Here is an 18,040-nt window from a genome sequence, read left to right on the forward strand (position 1 = left end):
TCATCTGGAGATCACTTCACTCGAAACAACCCGAAACCGAATTTTTACTATTGCTGAAATTCACGAGATACTCTATCAGCAGCAAAGCCTAAAAAAAATTCCGTTCCATGAGTTTGTCAAACGACTGCTTGGTATTTTGTCCTCCAATAAGGATCAGAATGGCCACCCTAAAGTCAAACTTCAACTTAATTCATTGGATCTTAATATTAACCAGGCGGTACCGCTGGGCTTAATGCTCAACGAAATATTATCGAGATTACGAAATGGAAATGGACATATTACCTGTGAAAGTGTGAAGCTATCACTTGAGATGGATAAACAAAATGAGGTGAAATTTAAATTTTATATTCATCAATTCAATGAGGCAGTAAAGGATAAGATTACACAGAAAGAGAAGCATTTACCAGCAACACTTATCGAAGTACTTAGCAGGCAGCTTGGAGCTACCGTGAAATTCGACAAACTAGATAAAACCGATTTGATCAATATCCAATTCAAAAAGAAGAAAAAACTAGGTTCATCAAGCAATATTTGACCCAAACTTAGGCTTCAACATGAAATTATTACTTGAAAAACCATAAGTGTATAGCATAGCCATTATGCTCATGATGAACAACTGGCTCCGTTTCGTTTAGTGTTATATCCACCCCTTCTAGATTAACACTGTTTTTATTCATCAAGGAACTCGTTTTCCACAATTTACATTTAAATATTAATGGGTCCTTTATTAAGGACTAATCCCTCCCATTATAATCCCTATATTCAAGCCTCGATCGCTTGATAGGGTCGGGGCTTTTACCTGCCTTCCATGACTATTAAAAGATTGTTTATAATAATTTATCTTGAGAGTACATGAATTAAATCGAGAGGTGGTATTGCTGGGGAAAGGAATTGATCACTCCGGGAGTATGGTTGCCATACGTTGTTTAGAGTTGTGGATTTTTCCCACTGATTTATTGGGATCTGTGGTAATGATCGCATGGCTTAAGATTACCTCTCTCGTCTCTGGATCGGTCCACTTGTTCCACATTCCAGCAAAACCAAATACTTCTGCAGATTTCAGACTAATGCGGTAAGGGACTTTATTGGTTGGTTTCTTACCCCCTTCAATTGAAATATCGTCTTTCAGAGTATGGTGTTCATAAAAGCCTGCAACAGGAATGATGCACCGCTGAGTCTCAAAATAATTTTCCACATTCCCCTTTTACTTAAGAGTTTATCATCCCGGGCATCTTAGCTCATCCACTACAAATCCCACCATTAGAACTCACCTAAGTTCATTAGGTCTCTCTAATAATCAAGCAGGTTATTGTCGGAGTTAACATATTGCCATTGTATTATCTACAGACGACACAAATAACGGTCGGTTAGACGATCCAAAAATAAAAGAGAGATGGAACTAACCCCGCTACAATACTTTTGGCTTTCCATCTGCCTGATCATATTAATTTATGCTCTGTCCATTTGGGGTGTAAGCAAAAGATTTCAATAAGATTATATTCATCTGATGAGAGTGTGCCCCGGCCACTTGTCTGTGGCCGGGTTTTTTAATTCTGTACATGCCAATCTACCTCTTTTTTGAGTTTACCCTTTCCACTCAATTTTAAGGATTCCAAGAACTAAGCTGCATTGGAGCCTCAAGATATAACACCGCAAGGCCATCTCGATCCGCTTTTTTAATAAATCTGCACAATTTTAACAAGAAGTTTCGCAATGGGCTTTGTAACATTAATTTTTTTTAATACTTTAAAATTAAGAAGATTTAACGGATGCAAAGTTGGTTGCAGGCTGGCAGGTACAATCTAAAAGTGTTATTGATATGAAGGATACCCCAAAAAAGATTCTCATTGTTGAAGACGATATGCTGCTTTCACTGGTGGAAGAGCGACTCATCGAAAAATTAGGTCATCAGGTAGTGGGCAAGACAGGCACTGGTGAAGAGGCAGTAGAAAAGTTCATGGAATTAAAACCTGATCTTATTCTGATGGACATTGTATTAAAAGGTGAAATGGATGGCATACAGGCCATGCAGGAGATCAGGGAAATATCAGATGTGCCGGTCATTTATTTGTCGGGTAATTCAGACAGGTATAATTATGAGCGAGCGAAGCAAACACAGTTCACGGATTACCTGGTAAAACCGGTCTCCAGCAGTGATCTGGCAGCGCCTCTTGATCGGGTATTTAGCAAGAACAACAAGAATTCAAAGACCCCAAAAAGAAGCATCAAAAACCTAAATACACATAAATTAGCCAACTAATCTACTACACGGCTTAAGATTGTGCATTTATGTTAAGGTTTACCACAATCCTTCCGGCTTGATCGCCGCGAAGGATTTTTTTTATCTCTCCATCCAATTCTGAAAGGGAAACCTCCTGTGCTATCTGTTCCAGCATGGTAGGCTTCCATTCATTGGCCAATAGCCTCCAGATTCTTTTGCGCAACGGCATCAGGCAGCGCCCGGAATCCAGCCCTATCAGGCTTACACCACGAAGAATAAACGGGTAGATATTCGTATTCAGCTCTGCCCCCAGTATGTTCCCGCAGCAGGTTACAGCGCCGTTTGGCTTGGTCTGCCTGATGGCGGTGTCAAGTATGGAACCGCCCACCGTATCCACCACGCCGGCCCACCGGCTCTGAAGCAGCGGCTTTGAGGATTGTCCCTTAACCTTGTCACGATGGATAACATCCCGGGCTCCAAGCATCATCAAATAATCTTTCTTTTGAAGCTTGCCCGTTGCCGCTGTTATGTTATATCCCAGGCGTCCCAAAATTGCCACGGCCAGGCTCCCCACCCCGCCGGTTGCCCCAGTCACAAGAATTGGTCCGTCCTCGGGGAAGACATCATTCTGCCGTAACTTGTAAACGCCCAGTGCTGCAGTAAACCCTGCCGTGCCAATAACCATGCTTTCAAATGGTGTCAGCCCCTCAGGCATCGGGACCAACCAGTCGCCCGGCACGCGGATATACTGCCCATATCCACCGGGTGTGTTTTCTCCCAGGCCAAAACTTGTCACAATTACGTTTTGCCCCTCCTTAAACCGGCGATCGTCACTGTGCTCAATGACGCCCGCCGCATCGATGCCAGGGATATGGGGATAAGAGTTGGTGATGCCCTTGTGACCGGTGGCAGACAGGGCATCTTTATAATTCAGAGAAGAGTAAAAAACACGGATCAACACCCCATGTTTGGGCAGATCATCCACGCGTTTCTTTTCAATATTACCCTTGTACTTTCCCTGGTCATTCTCATGCACTACATACGCCTCATAAATACGATTACTCATCGACTTAATGATTTAATTGGCTTTATAATTAATCATAAGCTGTCTCATAACCCGGAATTAGTGGTCACGGCAGAATCTTTTCCCTATACCGATTTCAAGTCACCTATGCTCAATAAAACAACATTTTGTCCATAAATTAACAACTTGTCATATGAATTCTTATCCCAATTACACTAAAACAAGGAATCCATGCTGTGGTATCAACCAGCCAGAAACATTTCTTATATTCCTGTTTTTCTAGAAAAGATGGCTGCAGATGTTATATTTGTTAGGCTATTGGGATAGCGGTTGATAAAGGAGTGTGTCGTTTTAAAAAATTATAAGCCCCTTTCATGGCAAAGGAGAATCAACAAGAAAACCTGGAAAAGCGTATTGCCCGTCTGGAGCAGAAAGTTGCAGCCCTGGAACGCCTGCTGTCCCATAATAAAACAGCACCGGGCCGCAGCGATAACTCCACTCCAGAGCCGGGGGAACATGCTGAAGAACCGAAAGTCCATATAAAAGAGGATCCTGCATCTTCTGAAAAACCGAGCCGATGGCTACCCGATGAAACAACACTCGGGAAAAACTGGCTCAATTGGCTGGGCATTTCCCTCCTGCTCTTGGGGGTGGCTTTCTTGTTCAAGTATTCTATCGACCAGGGCTGGCTGATTCCACCCATACGAAGTGCTTTTGGACTGGCGATCGGGTTTGGTCTGCTTGGTAGTGGATTCGCTTCTGTAAAAGGGACCACCCAGCGCCAAATTCTGTTGGGCGGGGGAATCGCATCATTTTACATCACCGGGTTTGCCACGTTCCAGCTCTATTCCTTCATCTCCCCACAGATAGTTTGGATTTTCATGGTTGGGGTTACGTTGCTGTCCCTCTACCTGGCATCACAGCACAATGAAATGATACTTTCCGTACTCGGCACAGCCGGGGGACTCGGCACTCCATTCATGCTTTATTCCGGTGACGGCTCCTTGCAAATGCTCATTCTTTATACCTGCCTTATTTTAAGTGGCTCCGGGGCGCTATACCTCTTAAAAGCGTGGAAACCGCTGCTTTGGACCACCATCATCGGCGGCTGGCTGGTATTGATGGTGGGGTGGGCAAATAATATTTATAATGTGCTGGAGCCTACACTGGCCGACAAGTGGACACTCCAGCTGGGCGCCCTGTTTTCTGCCGGCATTTTCTGGATCATCCCCGTTGTTCGCGAGGTACTGACGGCTAAAAACCCTTCCCGCTGGTCCGACGGTCCCCGGCATAAACCTGGAACTGAACCAAAGAAATTTGTGGCCCACGTCCACGTGCAGCTGCTCTCCGTAGTCATCCCCGTACTATTGCTTTTCTACTCATATTCCGTCTGGTCAATTGGAAACCGGGTTTGGGGGGTCATAGCTTTGATCAGCTCCCTTATCCTGGGGTACAGCTACCTGCCACTACGCAAAGAAGGCCTGCAAAAACTATCGCTGGTGCACGGGTTCTCGGCTCTTATCATGATCACCATCTCTCTTTTCCTGCTGCTGGAAGGAGAAGTACTTCTGATCTCCCTAACGCTGGAGGCGCTCTGCCTGCGCATCATCTCAGCCAAAACCGGCGACCAGAATATCGCCCTCTCTTCACACGTCCTGTTCGGGTTCCTGGCACTCTGGATGCTGGATCGATTGATGACGCCCTCCACCGCCGATCTCGCCCTCCTGAACCTGGATGCACTCACAGAACTCTTTATTATCGGGATAGCCGGCATCATGGTTCCCCGCTATCTTGATTCCCGGGACCGCAATATCATCGCCATCTACCGACTGGCGGCACATATCGGTCTGCTCGGCTGGTTTTTGAATGAACTTCTGATCCTGCAGGACGGCCAGGCCTATGTTACCATAGCATGGGGCATCTATGCGCTCTTGATCTTATTTCTCGGATTTTACCGCAATAGCAGCCGCATCAGGTTCTTGGGGATGCTCACAATACTACTTGTGGTAGGCAAGCTCTTTTTGGTTGACCTTTCACAGATCAGCACGCTGCTGCGAATTCTGCTGTTCATAGGTTTTGGAGTGGTATTCCTGGTGGTGAGCTATCTGCTGCATCAAAAATGGGGCGACACAGATTAGTTATGATACGATCATTACTATAGTTATCGCGTTTCCGGTTAGTCATCTTCACAGGCGTCCTATAAAGATGGATGTACCAGATAATCTGCGGGGCCTGTCGTTCTCCCGCTGATTACGCAGATCGCGCAGAGACCGTATAGCAGCTCTAAAATTCAACCGGTAAATACGTTATAGCCTCTTATCCCTATAGGGCTAAGAGGATTAACCCTGTAGGGTTGATTGAATTAACCCCATAGGATTTTGATGTTTAGCCCTATAGGGTCCGGACAATAAACCCTATGGAGTTCAGATGTTTAACCCTATAGGGTTTCTTCGCTGAACCCTGTAGGATTTTAAACATATACCTTTTAGAGGCTTTAAACGGTGATTTAGTCAGATTCCTCCAAGGTGGTAGCTCACCGTTTGGCTCCACTTTCTATTTTAAGTTATCGTAGTACATTTTATAGCAAGTCTAACACAATTTTGCATACCCCTTAAGCACCAAGTCGTTAGGAAAACGAAGCTACAAACTCCCGCTACTTTCTCTCTTTGGTATTTTCTTCCAAGAATTCAGCTAACTCCTCTTTTTCAAAATTCCCACCTGCTAAATCAATGATCACAGCATAAAGGTTTTTTTTGTCTGCTTGTAAACGATAGCCATTTACGTAAAGAAAGGTATAAACCGCAACCAATGCTGTTCTTTTGTTTCCATCAAAGAATGGATGATTCTTACAAATATGAAATCCATAGGCAGCAGCCATCTCAAAAATACTGCTATGGACATATTCTCCTTCAAAACTTGCTTGTGGTTGAGCAAGTGCTGATTCTAATAATGCTTCATCCCGAACTCCTTGTTTGCCGCCATAAATTTTTACTTGATCCTGATGAAAAGCCAGAATAGTCTTTTTATCTAAGAACTTTATCATTTCGCCAGTTCTTTCAATACCTCCTTATAATCTGTATTTGCCTGACGATATGCTTCTGCCCATTCTTCGAACTCTGGATCCACAGGCTTGAGTACTAAATTAGGTCCATTTTTTTCAATGGTTAATTTATCTCCACTTTTGAGGTGAAGTTCTTCAATCAATTGCTTCGGAAGAGTAACTCCTAAGCTATTTCCAATCTTCCTAATTTTTGTTTCCATGGCAGGTTCTTTTCTAAATTATTGTTATAACAATGTTATAATTAATTATTCAATTTTCCAACGCCAAAGTTCACAAAATATTACTGTTTACCCAAGGCCGCGCATTAAAGTAGGACGAATTTCGCAATGCAAATTTTTACCTCGGCTTTCTGATTCGATTACGTTTTCGGTGGTTGCACCTGAGGGCAGTATTCAACCATGTGTGGCATCCGCCGGCTGATAGCTGCACCAATCACATATCAAGAAAATCCGCCGGTAGGCGGATTAAAGCATACCTTTAACTTTTGACTTTTTATTCAATAATTCAGCAACTCAACACCTTTCAACCTTCTGACCTTTGACTTTCAGAACCTTCGACCTTTTGACCAACACTTCAACATCTATCACACGGGAGGAGTAAGTCCCCTGCCACTAAACGCAGGGGACGAATAAATTTATTTATTCTGTGAGGCCTGCAGGTCTTCTTTCTTTGGCTTCATCTTTTCCAGGATTTTTTCATGAACCGGTGGTTTGCCCCACACGGGATTTGATTCAAAAAACGCCCACGGGGTCAGCTTGAATGACATCGACGCGTGGTTCATGATCGGCCAGTCCTCGGGACGCACGATGTGGGATTTGCCCATGACGTACCAGAGCACAACATCCTTGTCCTTGATATCACGATTGCCCTTCGTCCACTCCGGGAGGCCGGCAAACTGCTGGTCGCTCGGCGGGTACATGCCGGCCGGGTAGATCTCATCCTTTTGGTAAGGCGTTACCCACAAATGATGCCATAACACCTGTGCCCGGTTGGAAAGCGAAGAACCTTCGAGAGCGAGGGGCACCGTCCCTTTCTTGGGTATGAGCACGTAACTGGGATTGTGACCGTACTTTCCGCCCTCCTTGTCGTCATTCAATACCTTCCAGCGCCTGCTGCTCGGTGCGTAGGAATCCCGCATCGCCTCATGCTCGGTTTCAAAAATCTCTTTTTGAGCAACAACCGCATTGCGATATGGGTTTTTGGGGCCCGGTGGTACAGCGATGTTATTTAATTCAGCCACCGTATTATTGAGACCGTCCACATCCAGGTCAAGGCGCCACACGTGCCAGTGCTGGTGGTTGTTTGCCTCCACATTGGGATGCACCATCACGCCGTAGGGAGAACCGTTATAATGCTCGTCCTCCGGGAACGACCGGTCGTCCTTGCGGTCCACACTGTGGATATGCACGATCCCCTGCAGTTCATTATTCACCTGGATAGTGCCGTCCTCCTTAAAGATCCACTCGAATCCATAATCGTAGTTGCCGGCCTTGATGTAGTATTTAATCGATAGATCAGTCGCTCTTCGGCCCACTTTCCCGTGTCGCCAGAGCGCCCCGCCGTACCCTTCAAAGATAGCCACTGCACTGTCTATCACCACGGGATTTGCCTTATCATCATGCACTACCGCATCTATGTACGTAGCATTTTCAGGAGCATCGGCACCGGCATTGAGCGGTCTGTTTTTCTCCTGGAAGAACCGGAATTCACCCTGGTCAAAGTAGTTGTTTGAGGCTTCTTCCAGTTCCGGGGAACCGTAGTTCACCACCATTTCAGCGATGGAGCCGCGATACATGATGTAGCGCCAATCCTTCTTGAAGGGATCAAAATACTGCACATCATAGATGACCAACCCCTCCCGGTTATGGATACCGTACCTGAATTTCCAGTACGGGGTAGACACCTGGTGGCCCCGTATAGTATAGTTCATACCGTAGGGTTGATCAATGATAACGGGGTTCAATACGGGCAGCGAGGATTCCAGGCTGTCCGGATCAAAATACTTCAGGTCAGACTCTTCGCTGAAACCTTCGCCCTCATCGACAACTTTCAGGACTCTTCGATCAGTCAGGTCCACATGGGCGTATAATCCGCGAATGCCTACCCGTGTATCCTTGAAGGAGACGGATACAATTTCCTCTCGATTGCCTTTCCTGTTAATGCTCATGTCAGCAGCATTGTTGCCACCGAACTCAACCTTGTCGATGTCGACGCCCCGCCTTTTCAGAGCCCGCTGGATTCGAGGGTCCCGTTTGGCTATCTCGGTTGAGATGGAGTCCATCTCAAAGGTACCTACCGGTTGCTTCCCGGGCACCGGCGTATATGAAACCAGCTCTTCATTAGTCACATCGACGATTGCCTCATAGATCCTGTTCTCCGGGTAATCATAAATGGAAGCAAAGGCCTCTCGGGTGAAATCATCGCCCTCCTCGTAGGCCAGGACTTCCTGTTTATCCGGTTCATTTAGAAAGATCATGCCAAAGGCCACCTCGTGGTTCTCTATTCGTTCGGAATCTACCTTGCCAGCGTCCTCAAGGACCGAACGGACGATGTTAAGCTCTTCAGCATTGAGCGGGTCAAGCGGATGTTTATAGGTTTCTTGTGCATAGGTATAATTAACACTGATTAAAATGAGAAGGATTGTGATTACGGGATGATAAATCGTGCTTTTTTTCATGGTATGCATTGGTTGTTAGGCGTTTGATTGGTTGAAAAATGTTGGCGGTTAAAGAGTAGAATCGATCGTGCCTGTCCATAGCGCGGGCATTAATTCTCCCGCAAGTGATTAAGCTTCTCTATTACGTTCAATTCTATATCTAACCACATCAGTTTTGTTGTAAGTTTGAATCTTTGCCCCCCGTATTTCTCACCGGGTATTAATTTCACATTGAGATATTGGTTTAACCTATGATTAACAGTAGCTTACGCTTACATGTCACGAAATATTTGTGAGAAATGCGGGGTTATTCCACGTCCCACCACATGCGGGTAGACATCTCGTCAGGCCCCTGCCGTTCGACAGCGGCGTTATAGTTTTCCATGTTCAGGTCGCTCTCGCTATTGGGATACCCTCTTCTGCGGGGAATATCTCGATCGCGGAATGCATCTGGTGCCGGTTGCAGGTCGGGATAGTCCAGTCGCCTCCACTGTGCCCACGTTTCCAGTGGCTGCATGTAGAGGGCGAACCACAGCTGGTTCCCAATTTTTTCGCGGTAAGCACCCGGGTCATAAGCCACCATTTCCTGCTGCAGGTAGGCATCGACATCGAGGGTGTCCGGCACATTCCACTCCTCCATGCTGGCCCGGATGCCATCCTCATATAGCGTTGCCGGATCACCGCTGATCCAGTTGCGTTCGGCCGCTTCGGCCTGCAGGAGCAGCACTTCGGAGTATGTCATGATTCGGCCGGGTGAATAATACACCTCGTCTGTGTGGAAGGAGACTTCGGCATTATCGTACGCAGAGGCGACCCCCGACTCCACCCCATAGGGAATGCCGGTATATTCTCCCCCATCAACAGAGGGAGCGGCATACACATACAGGCGCGGATCGTTGTATGTTTTGAGCTTATCGATAGCGGTATTGGTCATAGCCAGGTTAAAGCTTCCACCTTCGACATACGCCTCGTGAAACCAGGGATTGAAGTTGGGCGCTGATTGCAGGTAGGGGAAGTACACATTCTCATCAATTGAACCAATGACTCCGCCACTTACAGCTTCACTTACGATGTTCTCAGCTTTTGTCGGATTTACCTCCGACAGCCGCATGCCGATACGCAGCTTCAGCGAGTTGGCAAATATTTTCCACTTCGTCATATCGCCCGAAAAGATGAGATCACCCTCAGGTGATCTTCCCTCCTCTTCTACCTTAGAGAGTGCATCATTAAGCTGGGCGATGAGTCCATCGTAGACGAGCTCCTGCGGATCGTATGCGGGAGAAAAGTTCTCACTAGCCTTCAAAGCCTCGGTAAAGGGAATGTCTCCCCATATATCCGTGACATTTTGAAATCCCCAGACCTGCAGTATCTCGGCAACTGCAATTTGATTATTGTTACTGCCGTACTGACTGGCTTCCACCTGGGTCTCTGGATTGGAATTGAGCCTGATGATCTCCTCGAGGTCGGCCAGGCCGCCGTTGTAGAAATCACTCCAGTCTTCTTCCACATCCTGGTAGCGGGTTGTCTGTGTATACAGCGTATTTGACCAATACTGTACGTATTGTATGGCCCACCCCGTGTGACCGGAGCTTGCATCGAGGCCGAGGATTTCCTCCACCAGTTCTCGTTCTGCATTAGACAGCAGGTACGATGTCGGCACCTGCGTCGGGTTGTTGGGGTCAGTGTTTATCTCCTCAAATTGGTCATAACAACCAACGAAGAGTAGCGTAGCTACAATAAAAGACAGAGCTTTGGTTGGTTTCTTCATAGTTTCAGATTCTTGTACTATCGATTAGCGATTTAAAATGAGGCTTCAAGGTTGAAACCGATGGAACGGGGAGTCGGCAGTTGTGCTGCTTCATAACCCTGGATATTGCCGGATCCCATCGCTGTTTCGGGATCGACATGCGGGATATTTTTGTGAATAATCCACAGGTTTCTGCCAACCACACCCAGTGAAAGGTTTTGAACAGGAAGATTATTGAACCACGTTTGGGGCAGGTCATAACTTATGCTTACCTGCCGCAGCTTGACGAAGCTTGCATCGTAGATATGCTCTCCGTCAAACATGTTCTTAAAGTAATCGATCGCTTCGACGTAGATATCATTGGCTTCGCCATTCTGTTTGACGCCCTCCAGCTTCATACCTCCGCCTTCACTAACCGGGTTCCTGATGGGATTTCCCTTATCGTTTAAGCCCACAGTCTCCTGTAGCAGGCCGGCATACATACCCGTGGCACTAGTTACGGAAAATATGTCCCCACCCACCTGGTAATCGACCAAAGCGCCTATACTCAGGCCCTTATACCTGAAGGTGTTCTGGATGCCCCCGGTAAAGTCGGCCAGAACATTACCGAGGACCTTGTTTGGCTCTCGCACGTATAACCCGTTTTCATCAACCAACTTCTGGCCATTTTCGTCCGTGGCAATTCCATCGCCGATGAGCGTGCCGTATGGTTCGCCAACGCGTGCATTAAGTGAGACGCCATTACCAGAACTTGCATCCACAAGCTGGTAGTTGTCTTGTCCCTGGGCAAGTTCAACAACTTTGTTCTGGTTTTTCGCCCAGTTCAATCCCAGGTTCCAGCTGAACCCGTTGGGATTACTTATAACGAATCCATCCAGGGATACCTCAATACCTTCATTCCTTATTTCCCCGGCATTGATAATAGCAGCGGAGTATCCACTGGTGCTGGAAACCGCCAGGTCAACAATCTGGTTGGTCGATTTCATCCGGTAGACCGTTGCATCCAGCCCAACGAGTCCATTGAAAAACTGCAGGCTTGCTCCCAATTCAATGGAAGTGGTAATCTCAGGTTTCAGCTCGGAGTTGTTAAGGATATTGGGAACGTTGAATGTAGGCGTGCTTCCATACCCAGTTTGGGGTTCGTAATAACCAGCCAGTCTGTAGGGACCAGTGGCGTTACCGACCTGTGCCCAGCCAACACGCAGCTTACCATAACTCAGGAAGTTGTTGGCCGGGAGTAACTCTGTGAATACAAGGCTGGAGGAAACTGATGGATACAGGTAAGAGTTGTTGTTGACCGGAAGGGTTGACGACCAGTCGTTTCTCAGGGAAGCGTCCAGGAATATAGTCTCTTTATATCCCAGGTTGGCACTTCCAAAAATCCCGTAAACCAAGACCTCTTCCTCGTAATCATCAAGGATGGGACGATCTACAGATGCTTCACCGTTGTAATAATTTGGGACGGTCAGCCCACCAACGGTTTCCAATTGTTCGTGGAGCAAACGTTCGTTTCGAACGTTGCTGCCAAATGTTGCACCAACTGTAAAGTCGCCAAAATCATCGTTGTATTCCGCCAAAAGCTGGAAATTATCTTCCCTTTTGGAGATGATATCCTGGCTGTACATACTGGTGTTTACGTGTCCCTCAGCCACACGTCGCTCACGGCGATCGTTGTAAAAATCGGAGCGTGCCCAACCGGTAACGGTTAAGTTCTCGAGGATGTTATATGATACAGAGAGAAAACCATACACTCGCTCTCGGCTGTCGTTGTTTGTATTTTCATAAACCTCGAAATATGGACTCACCCAGTAGAATGGATCAAGGTTCGTGGGACTGGAAATATTCCAGTGTTTAAAGGAGCCATCCTCCGCCTTATAGTCCCTCAGGCGATTCATATCGAGCTGGCGTTCAAACCAGGTATTAAAGGAGGACATCACGCCCATTCGTCCTGTGCTGGTGTAATCACCAACCGAAGCACGGCCGTGCGCATTGTTGTTAATGTAGTTGATCTTGGAAGAGATCTGCAGCTTTTCCGTCAAATCAAGTGTTCCGGTCAGACCAATATTGTGCCTGGTCATTCCGCTGTTTGGGAGCGTTCCCCGCTGGTCAAGATTTGAGTAGGTAGCACGATAAGTTGCCTTTTCATTGCCACCATAAAATGAGATGCTGTTTGAAAGTTTAGCTGCATTCTGGAAAAAGTTTTCCACGTTATCTGGATGTGCAACAAATGGTCTCAGCTCACCAAAGCTTTCATCGTCTGGATACCAGCTGTCCCAGTGGCGTACCATCTGCCCCTCCATTCGGGGGCCCCAGCTCTCATCAGAGGAATAGTCCACCATTAGATCCCCGTCAAACTCCGCATAACTGGCCGGGTGAATACTGGGATCATAAGAAAACACGTCAAACTCCTGGACGTACCCCCCGCCGTACTGGTTTTGGTAGTCCGGGAACAGGTACGGCATCTCAACCGTTATGCCCGACCTGAAGTCGATGCCGATGCCCTCGCGCGACTCACCGCCTTTTGTGGTAATCAGGATAGCACCATTTGCTGCTCTCGATCCATACAAGGCTGCAGCATTGGGCCCTTTCAATACCGAGATCGACTCGATATCATTTGGGTTGATATCCTGGGCGGCATTGCCATAGTCAGGGGCTCCACCTTCGCCCGCCTGCGTCGTTTCGGTATTGAAGTTGGAGTTATCTATCGGGACACCGTCGACAATGAACAGGGGCTGGTTATTTCCTGAAATGGAGTTTATCCCGCGAAGCAGTATCCTGGAAGAACCGCCCATGGTGCCGGGAGAACTTGCCATTTGAGCCCCGGAAATGGAACCCTGCAGGCTGTTGACAAAGTTCGTTTCCCGGGCGGCCGCCATGTCGGCAGGTTCCACCTTTTGGACGGAATAGCCCAGTGACTTTTCCTGGCGCTCAACACCGAGTGCGGTTACCACAACACCTGACAACTGCTGCTCGCTGAGTTCCATGACCACATCTATCGATGCCTGTGAACCTACTGGAATTTCTTGCCGTACATAGCCAATAAAGGAGAAAACCAGAACCGCACCGTCACTTGAAACCGTAATGGAGTAAGCGCCGTCTCCATCAGTTGTTGTGCCCTGCATAGTGCCCTGAATCGTGATATTGACACCCGGCAGGGGTTCTTCAGTATCTGCGGAAACAACATTTCCGGTAATAGTGCGTTCCTCAGAACTCGATTGTGCCTGAGCCTCCAAGGAGGTAAATGCCATACAGCATAACGTTCCAATTAAACAGAAAAGAGATTTGAGAGATTGGGATGGGAGAATCGTATTTATTTTCATAACAAAAAGTGTTAGATTTTAGAAATGCAGAAAGGGCACAATCTTCTGTGAAGAAGATCAATACATACCTTGTATAAGTGACCATACTGCTAATTAAGCTGGAAGTGCTGCAACACTTCCAGCTTTTTATTTTTCCTACCTGTTTTATTTAATCGTTTACATATCCTTCCATTAATTTTTATGTCCTAGTTTTGTTAACGCCTCAAATATAGAGTATTCTCTTTCAAATAATCAAAATTAATTAGTCATAAATATTAAATAGACTAAATTTTTAAAGTATTTTACGTAAAATTGGTAAATAAGGCGTGTTTTAATCCCTATATTTTCTAAATAATTTAACACAAAATAATATTTCTCCTGTGAATACTGGCTCAGATAAAGGTTCTCAATGAAAGTAGGTTAAATAGAAATAACGATTTACGAAGAGAAAAAGAGCGGGCAATTTAATTTTCCTGAGTGTTTATTTGAGCAATGGATTTTGTTTATTGATATAAACAGTTTTCAAATAAATATTCAGAATATGGATTTAATACCCTGGACCATACTGCTTTTATGCCTGTTTTCCGCCCAGCTTGCCCATGCCCAGGAAAATACAAACTATGATGAATCAAACGTTCCGAACTATACCCTGCCGGATCCGTTGCAGACGGTCGAAGGAACGGCCGTGGAGTCGATCAGTGAGTGGAAGTTTCAGCGTCGACCTGAAATTTTGCACTTGTTTTCAGAGAATGTATATGGCAACATGCAGCATCATTTTGATACAATTTCATTTACGGAAATAAGTGAAGAAAGCGCTCTGAATGGAGCAGCTACCGCTCGGCAGGTAGAAATTGCCATTAGCCGTGATGGGCAAAAGCTAAATCTCGTCTTAAACCTTCTAATCCCGAATAATGTCTCTTCTCCTGCCCCTGTTACCCTTCTCATCAACCATCGGGGGCCTGATAACATGGATATCAGCCGGGAGATCAAAAAAGAGTTCTGGCCCGCTGAATACATCGTAGACCGGGGGTATGTTGCTGCGGTTTTTGATGTTGAAGACCTGGCCGATGATAACAAAGAGACCTATACCGAGGATCTGTTGGAGCAACTCTATCCCGAAGAACTGGATAAACCGGATGGCATGCGAACTATCTCTGCGTGGGCATGGGGTGCCATGCGGGCAATGGACTATTTTGAACGGGCTCCCGATATAGATGAAAATCGATCGATTGTGATCGGTCATTCGCGCGGTGGGAAAACCGCTTTGTGGACAGGGGCGCAGGACCAGCGGTGGGCTATCACCATATCCAATGAATCGGGAGCGGGTGGAGCAGCCCTGTCACGCCGCAGGTTTGGGGAAACCGTCCAGCAGATCAACAGCTCATTCCCCTACTGGTTTACCCCCAATTTTGAAAAGTACAACAACAATGAGTCTGCATTGCCGGTAGACCAGCACATGCTCATCGCCTGCATTGCTCCACGTGCGGTGTATGTGGCCAGTGCCGCAGAAGACCAGTGGGCCGATCCCCGGGGTGAATATCTATCGCTCTATCACGGTGCCACCGTTTTCGATGAGATTTTTGGTATTCCAATCCCTTTGGATGAAGAAATGCCTGAGGTTAACAGCCCGGTTCATACTTCCCACGTTGGATATCATATACGTGAGGGAGAGCACGATTTGACACGGTACGACTGGGAGCAATTCCTGAACTTTGCCGATCAATATTTTGGGCTGGAGTAATTGAATTAAGGTGTGCCGGATTAAACAAACTGTTGTGTCATCCTGTTCCGAAAGCCTTCGGGATCAGGATCTGGCAAGGTCATATGACCTTCATAATTAACCCAGCCTTACCAGCGTTCGGTTCCCCGCGAGATCCCGGATCAGAATCCGAAATGACACTTGAAATATGTTTGAATTCGAGTTCCAATATCCAATTTCCAACTTCCAGCCCATAACCTCTAATCCTCAACGGCCACCGCATACGGCTTCGGCTCTATCGGATATCCGCGGTAATGACCGAACTGCTGCGTAACTTCGGCTCCATAAAAGAGGATCAGTGCTGAGTAATACACCCACAGCAGAACGACCAGTATTGATCCCGCGACCCCGTACAGGCTGTAGAGATTGCTTTGACTAAGTACAAAACCGATCACCAATTTCCCCAGGCTAAACAACAGAGAGGTAAAAGCAGCACCTGCCCATACGATACGCCATCGTATTTTCACATCTGGCAGCAACTTATAAATGGTGGCCAATATCAGGGTTATCAACAGAAATGAGGTGACCAGGCCTGTAGCAGCAAACAGCGGCGTGTTAATTTGCGGGATTATGATGCTGATTTTTTCTCTCAGTATGATTAGCACAGATTCCAACATGACAGAAACCAGCTGCAAAAAAACAAGCAAAATAATCAGCAGAAAGGACAGGGCCCGGATTTTCACGAGGTGAAAGAGATTGCTCTCAGGAATAGGCTTGACTCTCCAAATGCGGTTCAGGGAGTGCTGTATAACCGCAAAAAAGCTGCTTGAAGCGACAAGAAAAATGCCGATACCCAAAAGGGAGGTAATAAACCCCTGCTGAAGCAACTGATAATTGTCGACGGCCATTCGTATTGTCTGTGCTGCCCGCGATCCCCACAGCTTGGTAATCTGCTCGTACATATCTGCGGTAACGGCATAACCCCCTGATATATACCCCAGCAGAGTAATTATGATCAGCAACACCGGGGGGATGGCGAAAAGCGTAGTAAAAGCCAGTGCACCCGCCAGCGTGGTCGCATCATCCTCAAAAAAACGCGTTGCCGCCTTCCAGAATATTGCAAGAAAAGGAGGTATGTTCATGCAATTTTTTTAGCTCATGAAAGCTCAAGCATACGGTTCAGAGCCTGCAGCGCCGGCTTTGTCGTCTCTTCATCAACAGTAATCTGGTTCACCACTTCGCCCTCTTCAAGCTTTTCGAGCGACCAGAGCAAGTGTGCCATGTCGATGCGATTCATCGTCAGGCAGGGACACATAAATGGATTTACCGACACGATCTCCTTGTCCTGGTACTCATTGGCAAGACGGTTGACCAGGTTCATCTCCGTACCGATCGCCCACTTGCTCCCGGCGGGCGCGTTTTCAATGGTGTTGATAATAAAGCTTGTGGAGCCGTTGTAATCGGACGCCTGCACCACATCAAATGTGCACTCAGGATGCACCAGGATATTGATATCGGGATCTTTCTTTCGCAGATTTTCGATATGCTTCACATTGAACTTCTCGTGAACAGAGCAATGCCCTTTCCAGAGTATCACCTGTGCTTCCTCAATGGGACCTTCGCATTCAAACTCCTCTTCCTGGGGATCCCAAACGGCCATCTGCTCAAGCGGGATGCCGAGGTCATATGCAGTATTTCGGCCCAGGTGCTGATCGGGCAGGAACAAAATACGTTCTTTCTGTTTGAACGCCCACTGGATAATATTTTTAGCGTTGGATGATGTAGTAGTAGATCCACCATGTCGACCGACAAACGCTTTAATAGCTGCTGTGGAATTCACATAGGTCAGCGGCAGGATCGTGTCTCCGAATGTCTCCTGCATCACTTTCCAGCCACGCTCGGTCTGGTCGATATCGGCCATATCAGCCATGGAACAACCCGCCCGCATATCCGGCAAAATAACTTTTTGGTGATCATCGGTTAACATATCGGCGGTTTCGGCCATAAAATGCACGCCACAAAAGATGATGTACTCCGCCTCTTTGTTTTGGGCCGAAATTTGAGCCAGCTTGAGCGAATCGCCCCGCGCATCGGCAAATTGCATTACCTCATCTTTCTGGTAATGGTGGCCGGGCATAAAAAGACGATTGCCAAACTTCTCTTTGATCTCCCAGATGCGTTCTACCATGAGCGATTCCTCCATCTCACGATAGCGTTCGGGAAGGGTTACCTGTTCATCTTGTTTTAAAAAGTCTAGCGTTTCCATGGTGCTGATCGTTTTATCTGATCTTTTGTGTCTTAATCCCAAGTGTAACGGGTTGGTGTGAGAGATA

The 18,040-nt window shown here is 46.8% G+C and carries 13 protein-coding genes; 4 read left to right on the forward strand and 9 right to left on the reverse strand.

Features of this window, described 5'->3' with window-relative positions; translation table 11 throughout:
* On the forward strand, positions 1–535 hold a 535-nt coding region (locus NC796_RS21250; RefSeq protein ID WP_310687553.1), incomplete at its 5' end, for a histidine kinase dimerization/phosphoacceptor domain -containing protein.
* Positions 536–895: 360 nt separating this feature from the next.
* Here the strand turns inward: NC796_RS21250 and NC796_RS21255 are convergent.
* A complete protein-coding gene (locus NC796_RS21255) occupies positions 896–1,195 on the reverse strand; it encodes an SOS response-associated peptidase family protein (protein WP_310687554.1) in 300 nt (99 codons plus the stop codon).
* A gap of 624 nt (positions 1,196–1,819) precedes the next feature.
* On the opposite strand from NC796_RS21255, the gene NC796_RS21260 reads away from it, so the two are divergent.
* Positions 1,820–2,260, forward strand: coding sequence for a response regulator (locus NC796_RS21260; RefSeq protein ID WP_310687555.1), 441 nt, complete (start codon positions 1,820–1,822; stop codon positions 2,258–2,260).
* 13 nt (positions 2,261–2,273) lie between these two features.
* On the opposite strand, the gene NC796_RS21265 is transcribed toward NC796_RS21260, so the two are convergent.
* Entirely contained in the window at positions 2,274–3,287 is a 1,014-nt protein-coding gene (locus NC796_RS21265; RefSeq protein ID WP_310687557.1) for a YhdH/YhfP family quinone oxidoreductase, read from the reverse strand.
* Between the two features lie 332 nt (positions 3,288–3,619).
* Here NC796_RS21265 and NC796_RS21270 point away from each other — a divergent pair, with 332 nt between their 5' ends.
* A complete protein-coding gene (locus tag NC796_RS21270) occupies positions 3,620–5,383 on the forward strand; it encodes a DUF2339 domain-containing protein (protein ID WP_310687558.1) in 1,764 nt (587 codons plus the stop codon).
* 515 nt (positions 5,384–5,898) lie between these two features.
* On the opposite strand, the gene NC796_RS21275 is transcribed toward NC796_RS21270, so the two are convergent.
* The 5 genes from NC796_RS21275 to NC796_RS21295 form a co-directional block, all read right to left on the reverse strand.
* The gene (locus tag NC796_RS21275; protein WP_310687559.1) at positions 5,899–6,288 is read right to left on the reverse strand and encodes a type II toxin-antitoxin system death-on-curing family toxin; all 390 of its coding nucleotides are present in this window, start codon (positions 6,286–6,288) and stop codon (positions 5,899–5,901) included.
* Positions 6,285–6,506 (reverse strand): AbrB/MazE/SpoVT family DNA-binding domain-containing protein, encoded by a 222-nt coding sequence (locus tag NC796_RS21280; protein ID WP_310687560.1) that lies wholly within the window; start codon positions 6,504–6,506, stop codon positions 6,285–6,287. The genes NC796_RS21275 and NC796_RS21280 overlap by 4 nt, the downstream gene beginning before the upstream one ends.
* 434 nt (positions 6,507–6,940) lie before the next feature.
* A complete protein-coding gene (locus NC796_RS21285; RefSeq protein WP_310687562.1) occupies positions 6,941–8,983 on the reverse strand; it encodes a hypothetical protein in 2,043 nt (680 codons plus the stop codon).
* Between the two features lie 286 nt (positions 8,984–9,269).
* Complete coding sequence (locus NC796_RS21290; protein ID WP_310687563.1) at positions 9,270–10,730, reverse strand: SusD/RagB family nutrient-binding outer membrane lipoprotein; 1,461 nt, start codon at positions 10,728–10,730, stop codon at positions 9,270–9,272.
* 32 nt (positions 10,731–10,762) lie between these two features.
* Complete coding sequence (locus tag NC796_RS21295; protein WP_310687565.1) at positions 10,763–13,957, reverse strand: SusC/RagA family TonB-linked outer membrane protein; 3,195 nt, start codon at positions 13,955–13,957, stop codon at positions 10,763–10,765.
* 592 nt (positions 13,958–14,549) lie between these two features.
* Here NC796_RS21295 and NC796_RS21300 point away from each other — a divergent pair.
* Positions 14,550–15,749 carry a hypothetical protein gene (locus tag NC796_RS21300; protein ID WP_310687566.1) on the forward strand — a complete coding sequence of 400 codons (1,200 nt, stop codon included), beginning with the start codon at positions 14,550–14,552 and terminating at the stop codon, positions 15,747–15,749.
* A 218-nt stretch (positions 15,750–15,967) separates the two neighbouring features.
* Here NC796_RS21300 and NC796_RS21305 read toward each other — a convergent pair whose 3' ends face one another.
* Positions 15,968–16,849: a YihY/virulence factor BrkB family protein gene (locus NC796_RS21305; protein ID WP_310687568.1), complete on the reverse strand. Its 882-nt coding sequence runs from the start codon at positions 16,847–16,849 to the stop codon at positions 15,968–15,970.
* Positions 16,850–16,863: 14 nt separating this feature from the next.
* Positions 16,864–17,973: a quinolinate synthase NadA gene (nadA, locus tag NC796_RS21310; protein ID WP_310687569.1), complete on the reverse strand. Its 1,110-nt coding sequence runs from the start codon at positions 17,971–17,973 to the stop codon at positions 16,864–16,866.
* Positions 17,974–18,040 lie beyond the last annotated feature (67 nt).

This window comes from Aliifodinibius sp. S!AR15-10, assembly GCF_031569985.1.
GTDB lineage: Bacteria > Bacteroidota > Rhodothermia > Balneolales > Balneolaceae > JAMQKA01.